Here is an 18,922-nt window from a genome sequence, read left to right as displayed (position 1 = left end):
CAAGGCAAATATAAGTCGAATAAATGATTCTTATACCGAACCGATCACATGTTTGAGGTCGGAGATTTGGTTTTCCCAAAGCAAAGTCGCCTCGTCTATTTCGTTGGCTTCGGCAAAATCGATGACCATCAGCGAGACATCTTTGGTGATTTCGTCTTCGAGGATGCGCAATTCAAAAAAATAATCGGTGTCCTTTTTGTCTTGGTCGATCCAACGGAACTTTACCTTCTCGCCGGTCTTTTTAGAGGTGAGTCTCGCGTTTTCCTCGACATCATCCCAAATAAACGTAAAAAACTCGCCACGCGAATTTACGTTGTCGGCAAACCACTCTTGCAAACCCGAAGGCGTTGAAATATACTGGTATAGCAATTGCGGCGAGGAATTGATTGGAAATTCGAGTTCGTAGCGTGATTTAGGTTCCATGTAAGGCAGATTATTTTGGCGAAATATATAAATTAAAATCAAAAAAGGCATCTTTATAAAAATAATTTTTTTTACCCGTTTATGTTTGCAACCTTTGATTTTAGTACTATATTTGCACCCGCATAACCGCAACCCCGGCGAGGTAGCTCAGTCGGTTAGAGCGCAGGATTCATAACCCTGAGGTCACGGGTTCAACTCCCGTCCTCGCTACAAAACCCAAGACATTTTGTTCTTGGGTTTTTTTGTTTCCGCCAACACAAGCAGTCCAATCCCTTCATATTGAAGGACAAAAACCTACAACTCCACTAAACTGTAACCTCCCCTAAGGCTTAATTTACAATCGGTTACTCATTAATATTCGCAAAACATCCACTTTTAAATATTTTTTGTAATCATTTACGTATAAATTAAGTCAAAAAGTGCATTTCATCGATTTTTTTGTACGTTTTGTCGATTAATTCAAAAAAAGATTCTAGTTTTACCCTTCGAAACAAAACAAAACAGAATTAACCAATTACGATTTCATTAATTAACCCGATTGATTATGAAAACAATTACCCAAACCAGAACCAAACTATTGGCGACACTTTGTCTGCTATTTGTATCGTTCTTGTCTAACGCACAAACGCAAACGTACAACGCAAACGGTACGTTCACGGTCCCTGCGGGCGTTACAACCGTAACGGTTGAGGCCTGGGGCGGCGGCGGCGCGGGCGGCGGTGTCAACGGACAAAGCTCTACGAACAGGGCTGCCGGCGGCGGATCGGGCGGAACCTTTACGCGCGCAACAGGTGTCGTTGTTTCGCCAGGCACGAACGTAGGGGTAACCGTTGGCCAAGGTGGCGTCGGTACCAATGCGTCGGCAGGAACAGCAGGTGGCACTTCGACCTTTGCGTCGGTAACGCCTGTAACAGCAGCAGGCGGAAATGGCGGTGCATTGGCCACAAACGGAACCAACAACAGCGCCGGCGGCGGAAATGCTACCGGAACGACTTACGATGGTGGTAGAGGTGCCAACGCAGCTTCTGGAACCAGTGGAGGTGGTGGAGGCGGCGCTGGCAGCAGTGCCGACGGAGGCAACGCCTCTGGCGCAACAGCCGGTACTGGTGGTGCGGGCGGCGGCGGAAACGGCGGCGCGGGTAGAGGCAGTTCGGGTAACGGATATGACGCAACAGGATTGGCCGGCGGCGGCGGCGGCGGCCGAAGCAACAACAGCACAGACCGCTCTGGCGGCGACGGGTATGCGGGCCAGGTTCAAGTATCTTATACGTGCCCCTCTTATTTGATGACTTCGTCACCAACGGCAACACCTGCTTGTGTAGGCGCCGGAGCTACGATAACCATCCTTTCAACGAGTATGCCGACAGGCACCTATACCGTAACCTACAACTTGACGGGAACCACTGTAGCAACAGGCAATACCGCGACAGTAAACTTTGTGGCAGGGACTCCCGGAACGGGGACCTTTGTCACATCGACCTTAAATGCAGGAATCACTTTGGTCACCATTACCAATATTGCATCTTCTTATTGTAACACCAACCAACTGCCGATCACCAATTCGGTATCGGTTACCATGGTAGCCAATCCAACGGCCAATGCAGGAACTTCGGTTGCTACTTGTGCAACATCGGGCGCTGTAAACATCACTGCCGGTTCGAGCGCAAGCAACCACGCCGGCGTACAATGGACATCCAGCGGATCGGGGATTTTTACAGCGGCCACTTCACTTACTACGGCAACCTATACCCCAAGCGCAGCCGATATTGCAGCGGGCAGCGTTACACTCACGCTTACCGCAACCGGAAATACGCCTTGCGCGAATGTGGTCTCAAACAAAACGTTAACCATCCGTGCTTTGCCGACGGCCATTGCAGGTGGTAATATGTCGATCTGTTCATCGATCACTTCACTGAATATCACAGCGGGATCGAGCGCAACCAACCAAAGTTCGGTTGCCTGGACCTCAAGCGGAACTGGAACTTTCACCAACGCAACATCATTGACTACAGCCACTTACACCCCGAGTGCGCTGGATAAAACCAACGGCAGTGTCACGCTGACTTTGACCGCCAATGCCACGGCACCTTGTACCGGTAGCGTGACGTCGACAAAAACGTTGACTTTTGCGGCCAATCCAAGTGCCAATGCGGGCGCGGCATTAAGCATGTGCAGCAGCAGCGCCAGCATCAATGTAACCACAGGCGCATCGGCATCGCACTACACTTCGGTTTTGTGGACTTCAAGCGGTACGGGTACATTTGCCAATGCCAACTCGATTACCTTGGCCACTTATAGCCCTAGTGCAGCCGACCGTAGCGCAGGCAGCGTCACCTTGACGTTAACGGCGCTTAGCCCAGGATGTACAAACGGTACGGCAAACAAAATCCTGACCATCATCCCTGCGCCTACAGCCAACGCAGGAACACCTATCAATATATGTGGCGGAAGCGCGACCAGCATCACCGCTGGTGCATCGGCTACCAATTACACTTCTGTATTGTGGACATCGAGCGGCACAGGTACTTTTACCGATGCCAACTCTTTGACTACGGCCCAGTACACCCCTAGCGCAGCCGACATCACGGCAGGAACGATTACCTTGACACTCACCGTTACCGGTAACGCTCCTTGTACAGTAGCAACCTCAAACAAGACCTTCACCATCAATGATGTGGTGATTGCCAATGCCGGCACGGCGGTAACTACTTGTTCGACTGCGGGCGCGGTAAACATCACTGCGGGTGCTACGGCTACAAACTACACATCTGTCTTGTGGACCACAAGCGGCACGGGAACTTTTGCCAATGCCAACTCGTTGACCAATGCGACCTATACACCGAGTGCGGCCGACATTTCGGCCGGTGCCGTCACGCTGACCCTTACCGCAAGCAACGCAGGTTGCGGCAGTGACTCGTCGAGCAAGACGCTTACCATTTACACCACGCCCACTGTTACCGGAACAACACCAGCCACAAGAACGGGACCTGGTACGGTAATTTTGGGTGCTACTGCTTCGGTGGGTACCTTGTATTGGTATGCAACACCAACCGGCGGAACATCGCTTGGTTTTGGAACCAGCTTTACCACACCGGTGATTTCGAACACTACGACTTTTTATGTAGAAGCCGTCAACGGAACGTGTTCTTCGACGCCTAGAACGGCCGTGATTGCCACCGTATTGTTCTCGGAAGTTGACATCCGCGGCAACGGCAACTCGATTGCAGACGGCGACGTGACCCCATCGGCGACCGATTTCACCGACTTTGGTACGACCAACATGACGCGTACTTTTGTAATCCACAATACCGGCGCCGGTGTACTCAGCTTGGGTACCTTGGTTTTGACGGGTGCCGATGCGTCTGAGTTCAGCATTATTTCGATGCCGAACCCAACCGTGGCGGCCGGCCAAACCACTTCGTTCACGATTGGGTTCAACCCAACCGTGGCAGGCCTGCGTTTGGCGGGGATCAAGCTTCCTACGAACGACATTGACGAACCAACTTACGACTTCGCGATCCAAGGAACAGGCGTGAACAAAGAAATCGACATCCAAGGAAACGGCACCTCGATTGCAGACGGCGACACAACATGGACTACCGCCGACTGGACCGACTTTGGATCGACGGTAGCCACCAGGACTTTTACCATCCGTAACTTGGGTAATATTGTACTCAACATTGGCGCGATCAATTTTACCGGTGTCAACGCCGCTGATTTTAGCATCACTACACCACCAAGCGCCACGGTAGGCCCTTATGGTACGACTACTTTTGTCGTGACGTTTACACCAGGTGCGATCAACGACCGTTACGCGACGATTTCGATCAACAACGACGACGCCAACGAAGCTATCTACGACTATGCTTTGCATGGCTACGGCATCATTCCTGAAATCGACATCCGTGGTAACGGCAACTCGATCGCCAACAACGACGCGACGCCTTCAGGTACCGATTGGACCGACTTTGGCAACACCACCGTCACCCGCACATTTACGATTTACAACCAAGGAAATACCCTGCTCAACTTGGGCGCGATCACCTTTTCGGGCGCCAATGCTGGAGAATTTTCGGTATCGGTACCGCCGGCAAGCCCTGTGGGCGCTTTCAGCTCGACAACCTTTGTGGTGACATTTGCGCCTACGGCTACGGGAACCAGAAACGCAACCATCAGTATTGTCAACAACGACAACAACGAAAACCCTTACGTATTTGCCATACGCGGAACTGGTGTCGCGCAAGAAATCCAGATCCAAGGCAACGGCAATACGATCAGCGACAACGATACGACACCATCGGCTACCGATTGGACCGATTACGGAACTTCGGCATTGTCACGAACTTTCACGATCCGCAACACTGGCAACCTTGTGTTGACGCTGGGCACTATTTCGTTTACCGGAACCAACCCGGGCGACTTTGCGGTTACTTCGGCCCCATCGGCTACGGTACCGGCATTTGGTTCGACCACGGTTACCATCGCGTTCAACCCAAGCGGCTTGGGCACGCGTTCGGCCATGTTCAACATCGTCAACAACGACGCCAACGAAAACCCGTACAACTTTAACATCCAAGGAACGGGCGGTACACCAGAGATCAACATCAGAAGCCAATACCAAGTTGATATTGCCGATGGCGATATGACGCCCAACACCAACGACCAAACCGACTTTGGCGAAGTATCGAAAGACGGCGGTTCGGTTGTCGTAAACCTCGTGATCCAAAACACGGGCACGGGTGCGATGTCTGTGGGCGCAGCCTCGTTCTCGGGCACCAATGCTGCCGATTTCGCGATCGTATCGGCGCCAGATGCTACCATTGCGGCAGGCGGATCGTCGCGTTTCAAGATCAGTTTTACCCCGACCAGCGTGGGCGCCAAATCGGCCATGTTCTCGATCGTAAACAATGATTCAAACGAAAACCCTTACAACTTTGCGTTGGCCGGAACAGGTGTGCAAACCTATAAAGATACCGATGGCGACGGCGTGACCGACAACAAAGACATCGACGACGACAACGATGGTATCGTCGACATCCAGGAACAAACCGACGGTTTGGCCTATCCGCTTACTTCGTTGGTGCCGTATGTGTTCTTGAACGAAACGTTTGGCGCGGGAACTACAAAAGGACAAATCAACATCAATACGCCAGGCGCGAGCTGTACGTATTGTTACGAAGACGGCTACGGAAGCCCATGCGACGCGTCGGTGACGCTCGAAGACGGCGAGTATTGCGTCAACTATAAAATCACGGGGTCGGTAGCATCTGATCCTGAAAACATCCACGGCGACTTGGCTTGGTACGATGGCCTTGACCATACCCCGGGCGACACCAATGGCCGTATGGCGGTGTTCAACGCGAGTTTTGCCGCAGGTACTTTTTACGAGACCCGCGTAGACGGTGTGATCCCGAACGTACCCATTTCGTACAGTTTCTGGGTGCTCAACATCATGAGACAGAGCAACTATCCGGGCAGTATCCGTCCGAACATTACGGTAGAATTCGTCGATTTGGCCAACAACCTCATCTCGTCTTTCAACACCGGTTTCATCGGCAGGTGTACGACCGACCCTAACGACAACAGTTGCTTTAACACCAACTGGTTGCAGTTCTCGACTTCGGTGAATTTGGGCAACGTAACGTCGTTCATCATCCGATTCAAAAACAACTCTACCGGTGGTGGTGGTAACGATTTGGCGCTTGACGACATCGTGATCCAACAAAACTACATCGACACCGACGGCGACGGCGTGGCCAACATTTTTGACCTCGACGACGAAAACGACGGCATCCCGGACATCGAAGAAGCAGGTTACAAAGATTTCAGCAGCGGCTTGTCTACGATGGACTTGAGCAGCCCGATCACATGGTCTGATGCCAACGCCAATGGCTTGCACGATTATATCGACAGCTTGATCGACGGTTTTGGTTATTACATCCCCGACAGCGACTACGACGGCGTGCCGGATTACCTTGACCTCGACTCGGACAACGACTCTTTGTTTGACGTGGACGAAGCCGGCTTGTTCAACGGCGACGGCGACATCAACGGCGACGGACGCGGCGATTTGGCCGATACCGACCGCGATGGTATCCTCGATTTGTACGACAACAATGTCGGATTCGGCACCAATGTGCGTCCGTATGCACAGGACATCGACTTTGATACGATCCCTGATTATTTGCAACTCGACTCGGATTGGGACGGCGTACCCGATATCCAAACCGGATTGTACGGCGCGCTCGATACAGACTGGGACGGTATGATTGATGGCTGGGACGACGTAGACCGCGATGGCATCATCGATACGTTCGACACCAACACTACGGTAATCGGATCGCCAAGAGACCTGGACAGAAAACTCTTCCTGGACTTTGACGGACGTAACGACTACGGACAAGGAACCGGCGTCTTGGGCGGTTTGTCTACCGTGACCATGATGGGTTGGATCAACCTCAACGGCACGTTCAATACAGACGGCGTGATCGTAGGACAGAACAATTTCCAACTCAAGATCAACGCAGCCAGAAACCTGCAAGTGGTGCGCAACGGTGCAACCACGACTTACGGAGCGGTCACTTTGAACCAATCACAGTGGTACCATGTGGGCGCCACTTTGGGCGGCGGGCAACTTAAATTGTATGTCAACGGCGTAAACGTATTGACCAATGCCGCTTCGGGTGCAGTCAATGCCGATGCTTCGATGCTGACTTTGGGTAAAAACCCGACCAGCAACACACAGTATTTCAAAGGAAAAATCGACGAGGTACGTATCTTTAATGTCAACCTGACCGATCAGCAATTCCAGCGCATCGTGTACCAGGAAATGCAGAACAACGCCTCGCAAGTACGCGGTGCGATCGTTCCGAGAAACGTAGGATCGCTGCCATGGGGCAACGTGTTGCGCTACTACAGGATGGATGCGTACAAAGACGACATCATAGACGATTTGACCACGGCTTCTATCGACGTAGCCACCGGTATGCGCATTTACAACCACAAAGTGATCCAGGTGCAGCAGGCCCCGATGCCTTTCGTCACCGAAAGAACGGGTAACTTTGCGACGGCCGTCGACAGCCCTACCAACGAGGTACGCGGTATGGACATCATGGACCAGGACTGGTCGATCGTACAAGTACACCACGACATCACCGAAACGGCCAACAACGTCGACTTGGGTATGTTCGTAGATCCAGGCGTGTCGATCGTGGCCGACAACGACATCAAGATCCAGAACGACTGGTATTTGAAACTCGACGGCAAGATCGACCTTCAAGGCAAATCGCAATTGGTGCAAACCACCGACAGCGACCTTGACGTGACCAGTGCGGGTTCGGTGGAACGTGACCAACAAGGACAATCAAGTAGGTTCAATTACAACTATTGGTGTTCGCCTGTGGGAAGTTTGAGCACAACGCAAAACAACACAAACTACACCGTAAACGGCGTGATGCGTGACGGAACCAACCCGAACGCGCTCCAGAACATCAACTTTGTGACAGGACACAACGGCGCGCCTACGTCGCCAATCTCAATCGCAAGCTACTGGATCTTCAAGTTCCAGAATACGTCACCGGTTTACGCCAACTGGTCATCGGTTGGACCGAACGGTACATTGCTTGCAGGACAAGGCTATACGATGAAGGGCAGCGGCGCCGCTACGGCATCCCAAAACTTCGCGTTCACGGGCAAACCGAACAACGGAACGATCACAAGCCCTATCGCGGCGAACAACCTGAACCTTAGCGGAAACCCGTATGCTTCGGCGCTCGACGCCAATGCATTTATCATGGCCAACACGACTTCGACCACGGGTACCTTGTATTTCTGGGAACACTACAGTACCAACAGTTCGCACGTTTTAGCAGATTACCAAGGCGGTTACGCAACGCGCAACCTGGTGGGCGGAACACCGCCGGTATCGCCGGCAGAAGTCAGCGGATTGGGTTCAAGTACCCGTATTCCGGGCAGGTTCGTTCCGGTAGGACAAGGGTTCTTTGTCACCGGTAGCGCGACAGGCGGCAACGTCACGCTGAGCAACGCACAACGTGCATTCGTCAAGGAAGACAACGCCAACTCGAATTTTATGTTCCGTCAGGACAACCAAGCTGGGCCAATCGCACGCAGTACCGACGAAGCGTTCGACAACAGCGAAGATGCTTACACCGAATCGGAGCACGGAAAGATCCGCATCGGATTTACTTCGCCGGAGCAATTCCACAGACAGGTATTGCTTGGTTTTATGGATGACTTGGCCACCAGTGCCATCGAGCCGGGCTACGATGCCCCACACATCGACAACCAACCGAGCGACATGTACTTCCTGAACGGCACAACCCCGTTGAACATCCAAGGTGAAGGCTATTTCGACGAAAACAGCGTATACCCGGTAGGTGTGAAACTGGCCGCGGCGGGAACCATCAAATTTACGCTCGATGGCACCGAAGCGTTCGACGAAGCGCAGGAAATCTACATCTACGACAACAGTACTGATACCTACCACTCGATTAGAAACGAACAGGTATTCAGCGTCGATGCCCCGGCAGGTATAACCAACGATCGTTTCTCGGTTCGCTTTAAGACAGACGAGGCGCTCGCCACCGACAATTTCAGCGCCACGGCTGCGATCACAACCATGTATACAAGCGAAGACCGCATGATCACGATCAAAAACGGTTCGTTGCAGGCCACGGTCGAAACAGTGGTGTTGTTCAACATGCTCGGCCAGCCGGTCGCGCAATGGGACACCGAAAACGAAGACCAGAAGAACATCCAGTTGCCGGTTAAATCGCTCAGTACGGGAACCTATATCGTGAAGGTATTCACCGACAAAGGCAATCTTTCGAAGAAAGTTTTGATCAAATAACCCCTTTTCCCCAAATCTTGAAAAACCTCTGAGCAATTCAGAGGTTTTTTTGTATTAAAAAACTTATATTTTTTACAAAAAAATGTATTTTGTCGATGATTTATGTATTTTATCGATAAAAAATTTTGTCGTTCAGATACGATATCCTACTTTTGGATTGTCAAACAAAACGATTGAGCAAACTCATTCAGCAGAATATGAATCAGTTATGAAAACAAGTAACCTAAATCTGTTTTTGGCTTTTGTTGTTGCGCTGGTTACAGTTCAAGGTTTCGCCAAAAGCGGAGTCCTACAAACACAACCCACCAGCGAACCAAAGTACGGACTTTGGCTGGACGGAACCGGATATGCCGATGCCGCACCCATGCTCGGCCAAAGAAATCAGGTCACCATGATGGGCTGGTTCAAAACCGATGGCGCACTCACCACGACCGCCTTTCTGATGGGACAAGACCATTTTCATTTGAAGCTGGCAGTGAGTGGCGCGAACAAAACCTTTGTCGCTACGGCAAAAAACCAAAGCATCGCGATGGCCCGCCTTGTAGTGCCCGGCAAATGGTACCACATCGCGGTTGTCTTTGATGCGCAGGCCGATGAAAAACTTACGCTCTATGTCAACGGAAAAAAAGAGGCTTTTTCTGATGCCCCTTCCCTCGCCGACCCATTGCCTGCAAGTGCAACCCCTTTTACGATAGGTAAAAACCCAACCGCAAATACGGAGTTCTTTAAAGGTGGTGTCGACGAGATACGTGTCTTTTCGACCGCCTTGTCTGCAGATGCCATCCAGAAAATGGTGTTCCAGGAAGTAGAAGTGACCGACCTTGGCATTCGCGGGGCTACGGTGCCGCGCGCTATCGCATCGGTAGATTCGAACATGCTGCTCGCGTATTTCAGAATGGATCCTACCGACAGCATCCTGCTCGACCGCGCCCCATTGGCCGACAGCAACATTCCGGCAAGGGTATACAATGGTTCATTTGTAACGCAGGAAGCGCCGATGCCATTGACCACCACATCCGACTCTTTACTATCGCCACTGCTTGACACACAAACCAGTTATCCTTGGGCCATATGGCATGTCACGCAAGACCTCCAGTTGGCGGCCAACCTGACGGTTCTAGGGATGATCATCGACGCCAACGCCTCGGTAGCGCTTACCAACGACAACAAGCTCGAAAATACCTGGTACTTGAAATTGGACGGAAAAATAGACCTGCAAGGCAAATCGCAACTGGTACAAACCCAAGACAGCGAACTCGATCCTTCGAGCGCCGGCTACCTCCAAAAAGGACAAAAGGGGCAAGCCAACCGGTACAACTACAATTACTGGTCGTCGCCGGTAGGCCCCGTCAACACTATGACCAACAACAATGCCTACTCGGTAGACGGTGTGTTGCGTGACGCCACCGATTTTCAAAATCTACAGCCCATCACCTGGACAACATCACTCGACGGGCAGCCTACCGCGCCCATCACCCTGAGCAGCTTTTGGATTTTTAAATTCCAAAACATGGCCCCCAACTACGCCAATTGGTCGGCGGTGGGCGCCTATGGCAATTTGCTCCCTGCACAGGGTTTTACACTCAAAGGCAACAGCGCCGAATCTGGTGTGCAGCACATGGCCTTTATCGGCAAACCCTACAACGGTACGATCACAACTACGATTGCACCCGGCAACTTGAACTTGACGGGCAATCCTTATCCGTCGGCCATCGATGCCGATCAGTTCATCAAAGACAACATCGGCAAAATCAATGGCACGCTCTACTTTTGGGAACACGACGAAGCCAACAACACCCATATCCTGGTGGATTACCAAGGAGGCTATGCCACGCGAAATCTGGTGGGTGGCACGCCTACGTTTGCCCTACGCAACGGGCAAAATCAAAACAACAACCATAAAACACCAGGTAGGTTTGTACCGGTTGGTCAAGGATTTTTTGTCAGGGCGACCACAGGCGGCACAATCGAATTTTCGAACAGCCAACGTGCCTTCATGAAAGAGAATGCGGTAGGTTCGAATCCATTGTTCAAACAAAGCGTGGGCCCAAAACCGTCAGAAATACACAACAACGCCAACGATACGGTAGAAAACGACAGCTTTGCACGAATCCGTCTTGGTTTTGATGCACCCAACGACTTTCACCGCCAGGTATTGCTGGGCTTTATGGATGAATTTGCAACCAGTGGAATCAACATCGGTTATGATGCGGTCAACATTGACACACAGCCCTATGACCTGTATTTGATGAACGGTACGCACCAACTGGTGATCTCGGGCGAAGGTTATTTCGACGAATCGGCGATTTACCCCATCGGGATCAAAGCCGCGGTGGAAAGCACCATCCGATTGATGCTGGACGACACCGAGCATTTCGACGACAACCAACCGATCTACATCTACGATGCCTTGACCGGCAACTACCACGATTTGCGCGCCGGAGCCCTCGAAGTCATAGTGTCGGCAGGCACCGACACCACGCGGTTTACGCTGCGTTTCCACAACCCAACCTTGGCCAATACGCATTTTGACCCTAAGGGCGATATTTCACTGGCGTTTACGAGCGCCAACAACACCATCGTGCTCGAAAACAACCAGCCCAACACCGTGGCCGAAACCGTCGAGTTATACAACATGCTCGGTCAAAACATCGCGCATTGGGACATCGCACACCTGAACCAAACAAAGCTCCAGATACCCATTCTCCATGCACACGCCGGAACTTATGTAGTGAAAGTACACACCACGAGCGGCGATCTTTCGAAAAAGATCATCGTCCGCTAGCCCCTTTTTCCCCAAAACAAGGAAGGCTTCCACAACGGAAGCCTTCTTTTTCTACCAGCACTTAACCAGCCCTACTATCTTAATTTCGCTATTAATCCTTTTAAATCTGTTGAAACCTGGTCGCCAGAAGTCAAGTCCTTCAGCCCAAATTGTCCCGCTGCCCTTTCGGTTTCGCCGGCCATGATGGCGTAGCGGATACCCCTACGTTCGGCATGCGTGAATTGTTTGCCGATTTTGGCCGCATCCGGATACAACTCGGCGCGTATGCCTTGGTTGCGCAATTCGGTCAAGGCCTGCATCGCATACATCGCCTCGGCCTGTCCGTAGTTGATGAACAGCGCTTTAGAAGTAGACGTGACCGCCTCTGGGAACAAACCGAGTTCTTCCATGACCAGATAAATCCTATCGAGGCCAAACGAAATTCCGACGCCGCTCATGTTCTTGAGCCCGAAGATTCCGGTCAAATCGTCGTACCGTCCGCCACCGCCGATCGAGCCCATCGAAACGCCTGCCGGTGGTGCCACTTCGAGAATCGCCCCGGTATAGTAATTGAGCCCGCGCGCCAGGGTCACATCCAAATCCAAAAACGATTCTTTGAGCCCGAGCGTTTGGATGCTTTCGCAAATGAAGCGCAATTCTTCGATACCCTTCTGCCCTTCTTCGGACGATGAAAGCAACGCCGAGAGCTGTTCTATCTTTTCGGAAATGGTACCCGTAAATTGAAACAACGGCTGGACTTTTTGGATGGCTTCGGCCGATATGCCTTTCTCGATCATCTCGTTCTTGACGCCGTCCTCACCTATTTTGTCGAGCTTGTCGAGCGCCACCGTAAAATCGATCAATTTGTCTTTGGCCCCGATGACTTCGGCGATACCCGACAGTATTTTGCGGTTGTTGATCTTGATCGTCACGCCTTTCAAACCGAGTTCGCTGAACACCGAATCGTACAATTGCACCAATTCGACCTCCTGCCATAAACTCGTCGACCCCACCACATCGGCATCGCATTGGTAAAACTCGCGGAAACGCCCTTTTTGCGGACGGTCGGCACGCCAAACCGGCTGTATCTGGTAACGTTTGAACGGAAACTCGATGTCGTTTTGGTGTTGCACGACGTAACGCGCAAACGGCACGGTCAAATCGTAACGCAACGCTTTTTCCGAAATCGACGCGGTGAGCCGCAGACTGTCTTTGTTGGCCAGGTGCGTTTCGTTGGCCTTCGACAAATAATCGCCCGAATTGAGGATCTTGAAAATCAACCGGTCGCCTTCTTCGCCATACTTGCCCATGAGTGTTTCTGAATTTTCAAACGTGGGCGTTTCGATGGGCTGGTATCCGAATTTCTCAAAATTGGTACGCATCACCCCCATCAAATACTGGCGTTTGGCCACTTCTTGCGGCGAAAAATCTCTGGTTCCTTTGGGTATGCTGGGTTTTTGGGCCATCGTGATGGTGAATTTTAAATTTTAAATGTTGAATTTTGAATGAAGGGTGCGCCCATCGTCTGCAAATATCTTACATTTTGTGCGAAGTTAAAAGCGAATCAATCCAATCGGATCACGCGCACCTGATCGAGCATCGCCTGGTTGACCACACCGTTCATGTTCTCGTTCATGGTATCGAGCACCAGGGTAAAACGATGCGTGCCTTTTTCGAGCGGTATTTTTGCGCTGTTCGAATACCCCCAGTTGCTCCACTCCTGTACGCCGCGTTGCGGAAAAACGTAGGTGGCGACAAACTTTCCGTTTGCTTTGAGGCTTCGTATCGCGCACTTGTTTTCGGTGTTGGTCGGGCCGTTGCCGTTGGCGTAGCGAAAGTCGATGGCGTACGTTCCCGCATCGGCTATCGTTATCGAAAAATCAATCGATGCGTTGACGGTTTTTGACGTTTCGACAAATCCATCCCCATTAAATCCTTGGTACGGATGGTTGGCCTTGCCAACAAATTGTTCGATTTCTTGAATTTGGACAGACGCAGACTCGACCACCACCATCGGTTCGCTCGCAAAAGAGCCCGTACCGTTTGCATCTACGGCAACCACCTGGTATTCGGCGTAGGGCCCCGGATTGATTTGATAATGCGTCGACGTGGTCTGGTCGGCCACTTTGCCGTTCTTGACAATCTGGTACACGACGGCCTCGGGTACGGGCGCCCATGTAAGTTGCCTGTCGCTTAACGTCGGCAAAGGTGTCGCCGGCGAAAACACATTCGCGCGTTTGTTGATTTGCGTTGTCACTTGGCTTGATGTAGACAGCACCATCTTGATCGTATGTTTTCCTTTGACCGAAGCGAGGATTTCAGGGGTTGTCTTTTTCCCGTCGAGTGTAAACGATGCGATGCGGTCGCCCGACCCTTCGACTTCAATATCGAGGATCGCGTCGCGGTATTTAAAATTCGTCAGGCTGCGCTTGCCCGCCAACGCCGACGGCACAAACGGACGAAACACCAGCCGGTCGGACTCGAACCCAATCCCGAACAAAATCTTGTGCACGAGCGCAATGTTGCCCGACAAACTCCACAACATGTTGCTCGAATTGATCACCGTGCCCGCAAAATCGCCATTGCCCGCGACAAAATTTTCCTTGTTGGTCAAAAACAACGCCGCCGGTCGGTAGATGGCCGCAATCGATTCCATCACCGATGCCTCGTTCGACGCCTTGGCCGAAGCCAGCGCCCAGTAGGATTGTACGAACGGCCACACCGCATCGTTGTGGTACGGCGGCAGCCCCGGGATTTGCGGATAAATGCACGAAATGCCGTAGGCGGTTTGCGGGGTTTTCGAAACAATGGATCGCGCTTTGTCGGCATCGGCTATGCCCAACCAAATGCACAATGCCTCGCCCAATGCCTCGGCGCGCGGCGAAACCATGGGGTAATTGCGGCCGTACAGGTATTGTGCGTAGTAGCCTTTGTCGGGTTGCCACAAATAGGTGTTGATGCCTTTTTTGATTTGCTGGGCGAGCGCCAGGTGTTTTTGCGCGACTTCGGATTTCCCAAGGATTTTCGCCATTTCGGCCAAGACGATGTTGCCCTGGTAATGCGCGGCGTTCGTCCCGAGCGTTTGCGACGCGTAAATATCGGCCGGTTGCATCCACTTCGGATGGGTTTGCTCGCGCCAATCGAGGAACGACGACTCGCCGCGAACCAATCCCGTGTTATGATCGTACGCGACAAAATAATCGTCTTCTATCGAATTCTTGATGATTTCATAAACCGATTCGAGCCATTTCCTGTCGCCCGTAGCCTTGTACACTTCCCAGGCCGCGGTGGCCCAAATGATGCGGTCGGTCGATGCCGGATAGGCACCGCCCGTTCCCGTGTCCTGGATGATGCGTTGGGTGGGACTCACTTTTTTCATCAGGCTGTTCATCGCGATTTCGGGTTGCAGGTAGGCCATCGACAAAATAATGCTGTAGCTGATGTCGCGCGTCCATACGCCTGCCCATTCCTTTCCGGTCCTGAAGGTGCGGTCGGGTTCGACGGCATTGACCATTTCCTCTATCGACAGGTTGTAAATGGCGTCGGCCAATACCTGTTCGGACTGGTACTGCGGGAAGGCTGTAATATTTTTGGTTAGCTTCCAACTTCCATCGGTTTGCTTTTGGTCTTTTTTGGCGTTGAACACCACCGTGGTTTCGTAAATGCCGTCGCCGTCGGTGTCTTTCATTTCGAGCTCGGGGCGTTGGTGCAGGTTGTCGAAATCCCAGGTGAGCGGTGCCGTGGCGCCCGCTACATAGACGTGTTTGAAATCGGCTTTGAAGATTTTATCGCCATTGAATGTCGTGTAATAGCCTTTGGATTTGATCTCGGCCAGCACCGCGCGCATATCGAGCCTGATTTTGAGCGGGCTGTCGGGCGCTATGGTGGTTTCGGGCGCATCGCCCAATGGCAAGGCCGCGCCAAATTTGATCACGGGTGTTTCGCGCGCACCCGAAAATTGATACAGGTGGTTCACGCCGGGCTTCATTTCGTTGTCCTTGCCGTTGATGCTGAATTTGAAATCGATCCTGGACGATACCGATTCGTTCTTGGGGCTTTGGTAATCCGAAACCAGTTCGCTAGGCGACAAAGCCTTGGCCGTGAATTTCCCTTGTTTGACACCGTCCGAAAAAATAGTGTATTCGTGGGTTTGGTGCAATACCTTTCCCGATTGCGCAACCGACCCCGCAACCCAAAACAACGCCGCGAGCACCGTTGCCCTACTCAAAAAAATCTTCATGAAACTTGGATTAAAACCACAATATTACGCATTTTTTTCGCGGCCGGGCTGTGGTTTTTTGCTTACTTTAGTGGCATCAAAAACGCACCATGTTCAAACTGCTCAAAGAAAACATCCGCATCGCGTTGGGCTCGATCAGGACGCAATTGCTGCGTACGATACTGACGGTACTCATCATAGCCATCGGCATCACGGCCCTGGTGTGCATCCTGACCGTTGTGGCGGCGCTCGAAAATACGATTTCGGGCGACTTTGCGTCGATGGGAGCCAACACCTTCAACATTGCGCAGTACGACATTTCGGACCAAATGAACGGCAACCGCAACAAAAAAGCCAACCCCATCATCTCCTATCCCGAAGCCGTCGCGTTCAAGCAAAAATACAACTACCCGTTTACCTACACTTCTTTGTCTTTTACGGCCACCTCGACGGCCGAAGTCAAATTCGAATCAAAGAAAACCGACCCCAAGATCACCGTGATTGGCGTAGACGAACACTATGCGCCCAACTCGGGGCTGGAGATCGACCAAGGCCGCAATTTTACCGCGTTCGACATCCAAAACAACACCTACCTGTGCGTGGTGGGCTCCGATTTTTTGAAGGACATTTTCAAGGACACCAACCCCATCGACAAAGTCATTTCGATTCGCGGCGCGCGGTTCAAGGTCATCGGGGTGCTCAAAGAAAAAGGATCGACGTTTGGCAACAGCCGCGATTTGCGGGTACTGGTGCCCATCCAGGTGGCGCGTTCGCTGTTTACCGCGCCCAACATCAACTATTCGATCAGCACGATGATCGAGAAAAAGGAACTGCTCGACCAAGCCATCGACAACGCGAACAGCACCATGCGACGCGTACGCAAACTGAGCCCGGTACAGGACAACAATTTTGGCGTTTCGCGCAGCGACGATCTGATCAACAAAATCCTGAGCATCACCGAATATTTGGGCGTAGCGGCATGGGTCATCGGCATCATTACGATACTGGGGTCTTCGATCGCGCTTATGAACATCATGCTGGTTTCGGTCACCGAACGCACGCGCGAAATTGGCGTGCGCATGGCTTTGGGCGCCAAACGCCAGACCATCGCGACGCAGTTTTTTATCGAGACGCTCGTCATCGGGCAACTGGGCGGATTGCTCGGCATCTTGCTCGGCATCAGCGGCGGATTTGCGATCGCGGGTTTGCTCGAGTTTAGCTTTGCTACTCCGTGGATGGCCATCATCTCGGCGTTTTTGACCACTTTTGTCGTGGCCATCGTCTCGGGTTCCTATCCGGCGGTCAAGGCGTCAAGACTCGATCCGATCGAGGCATTGCGATACGAATAATTTTTTTAATCCAACGGCAGAAAATCTGTAATTGAACTTCATTTTTAGTCGCGAAATTAGCCTATCGCAATAGACCAACTATGAAAGTTCAAGATTTGCCCGCTTACAAATCGGCCGCTAAATTGGCCCAATCCATTTTTGAGATTTCGAAACAGTTTCCCGAAGAGGAATTTGAAATCGTGACCAAACCCATCCGGCTTTCGTCGAGAAACGTGTGCGTGCATTTGTCGCAAGCCATGTGCCGTCGTAAATATGTCAAGTATTACCAAACGACGCTCGTAGATGCCGATTCCGCCAACGGGCAAACGCGCACCTGGCTCGAACTGGCCTCGACCTGCCAATACATCGATGAAAAAACCTTGGCACCCATGCTCGAGCGATGCACGGCCGTGGGAACCATGATCCAGCACATGATGGACCACCCCGAACGGTTCAAATAGCTAGACGCGCGCCAATACCATGCGGTGGTTCCCGTACAGGTCCTTGCGCAGTTCGAGTTGGGAGAAACCCGCTTGTTCGAGCATGTCCATGGTTTCCTTGGCCAAATATTGGTTGATTTCGAAATACAGCTGGCCGTTTTTGGACAAATGCTGCAAAGCCAGATTGGCAATTTTTCGGTAGAACACCAGTGCATCGTGGTCGTCGACAAACAACGCGAGGTGCGGTTCGTGGTCGAGTACGTTGGGTTTGATTTCCTGCTTCTCGAGGTGCCTGACGTAGGGCGGATTGGAAACGATGACATCATAAGACGCGGCCAGATCGTGGGTTTGCAAGATGTCTTTTTGGATAAAATCGACGGTAACGCCATTGTGTGTGGCGTTGCGCGCGGCTATTTGCAGGGCTTCAGACGACACATCGATGGCGCTTACTTGCGCGTTCGGGAGATTCTTGGCCAACGCCACGGCGATGCAACCCGATCCGGTGCCGATATCGAGTAGATGTAGATTTGTGGATTTGTGGATTTGGTTATTCGATAAAATCCATTGGACGAGCTCCTCGGTTTCGGGACGCGGGATCAACACATGCGGGTTCACTTCGAACGTGAGCCCAAAAAAATGCGTCTTTCCGATCAGGTATTGGATGGGCTCGAAGGCTTTGAGTTTTTCCAAGACCAGGTTCCAATCGGCTACTTCGGACGCCGAAAATGTGAGGTTGCGGTCGAGCGCCAGGTCGATACGTTGGAGCCCGCGCTTGGCTTCGAGCAGCAAATAAAAAAAACTATCGGCCTCCTGCGCGTCGTACAATGGCGTCAGCGTGTCCAGGAATTGGGAACGGTAATCTACAATTTTCATCAAGAC

At 51.9% G+C, this 18,922-nt stretch carries 8 protein-coding genes and 1 tRNA gene; 5 read left to right on the top strand and 4 right to left on the bottom strand.

Annotated elements, in window-relative coordinates:
* Nucleotides 1–30: 30 nt before the first annotated feature.
* Nucleotides 31–423: an START-like domain-containing protein gene (locus BLP55_RS09110; protein ID WP_091142399.1), complete on the bottom strand. Its 393-nt coding sequence runs from the start codon at nucleotides 421–423 to the stop codon at nucleotides 31–33.
* Nucleotides 424–559: 136 nt separating this feature from the next.
* On the opposite strand from BLP55_RS09110, the gene BLP55_RS09105 reads away from it, so the two are divergent.
* From BLP55_RS09105 to BLP55_RS09085, 3 genes are all read left to right on the top strand, one after another.
* Nucleotides 560–633, top strand: a tRNA-Met gene (locus tag BLP55_RS09105).
* A gap of 334 nt (nucleotides 634–967) precedes the next feature.
* Nucleotides 968–9,292 carry a choice-of-anchor D domain-containing protein gene (locus BLP55_RS09090; protein WP_139149638.1) on the top strand — a complete coding sequence of 2,775 codons (8,325 nt, stop codon included), beginning with the start codon at nucleotides 968–970 and terminating at the stop codon, nucleotides 9,290–9,292.
* A gap of 208 nt (nucleotides 9,293–9,500) precedes the next feature.
* Nucleotides 9,501–12,077 (top strand): LamG-like jellyroll fold domain-containing protein, encoded by a 2,577-nt coding sequence (locus BLP55_RS09085; RefSeq protein WP_170826832.1) that lies wholly within the window; start codon nucleotides 9,501–9,503, stop codon nucleotides 12,075–12,077.
* A 74-nt stretch (nucleotides 12,078–12,151) separates the two neighbouring features.
* On the opposite strand, the gene hisS is transcribed toward BLP55_RS09085, so the two are convergent.
* Nucleotides 12,152–13,522 (bottom strand): histidine--tRNA ligase, encoded by a 1,371-nt coding sequence (gene hisS, locus BLP55_RS09080; protein ID WP_091142380.1) that lies wholly within the window; start codon nucleotides 13,520–13,522, stop codon nucleotides 12,152–12,154.
* 98 nt (nucleotides 13,523–13,620) lie between these two features.
* Nucleotides 13,621–16,296 (bottom strand): alpha-L-rhamnosidase-related protein, encoded by a 2,676-nt coding sequence (locus BLP55_RS09075; protein ID WP_091142377.1) that lies wholly within the window; start codon nucleotides 16,294–16,296, stop codon nucleotides 13,621–13,623.
* 89 nt (nucleotides 16,297–16,385) lie between these two features.
* On the opposite strand from BLP55_RS09075, the gene BLP55_RS09070 reads away from it, so the two are divergent.
* Both BLP55_RS09070 and BLP55_RS09065 read left to right on the top strand, forming a co-directional pair.
* On the top strand, nucleotides 16,386–17,624 hold the full coding sequence (locus tag BLP55_RS09070; protein WP_091142373.1) for an ABC transporter permease: 1,239 nt from the start codon (nucleotides 16,386–16,388) through the stop codon (nucleotides 17,622–17,624).
* An 80-nt stretch (nucleotides 17,625–17,704) separates the two neighbouring features.
* Nucleotides 17,705–18,064 (top strand): four helix bundle protein, encoded by a 360-nt coding sequence (locus BLP55_RS09065; RefSeq protein ID WP_091142370.1) that lies wholly within the window; start codon nucleotides 17,705–17,707, stop codon nucleotides 18,062–18,064.
* Here BLP55_RS09065 and prmC read toward each other — a convergent pair whose 3' ends face one another.
* Nucleotides 18,065–18,916 carry a peptide chain release factor N(5)-glutamine methyltransferase gene (gene prmC / locus BLP55_RS09060; RefSeq protein ID WP_091142366.1) on the bottom strand — a complete coding sequence of 284 codons (852 nt, stop codon included), beginning with the start codon at nucleotides 18,914–18,916 and terminating at the stop codon, nucleotides 18,065–18,067.
* Between the last annotated feature and the right edge of the window lie 6 nt (nucleotides 18,917–18,922).

This window comes from Flavobacterium caeni, from assembly GCF_900101895.1.
GTDB classification, from domain to species: Bacteria; Bacteroidota; Bacteroidia; order Flavobacteriales; family Flavobacteriaceae; genus Flavobacterium; species Flavobacterium caeni.
This window is presented reverse-complemented; position numbering and strand designations above follow the sequence as displayed.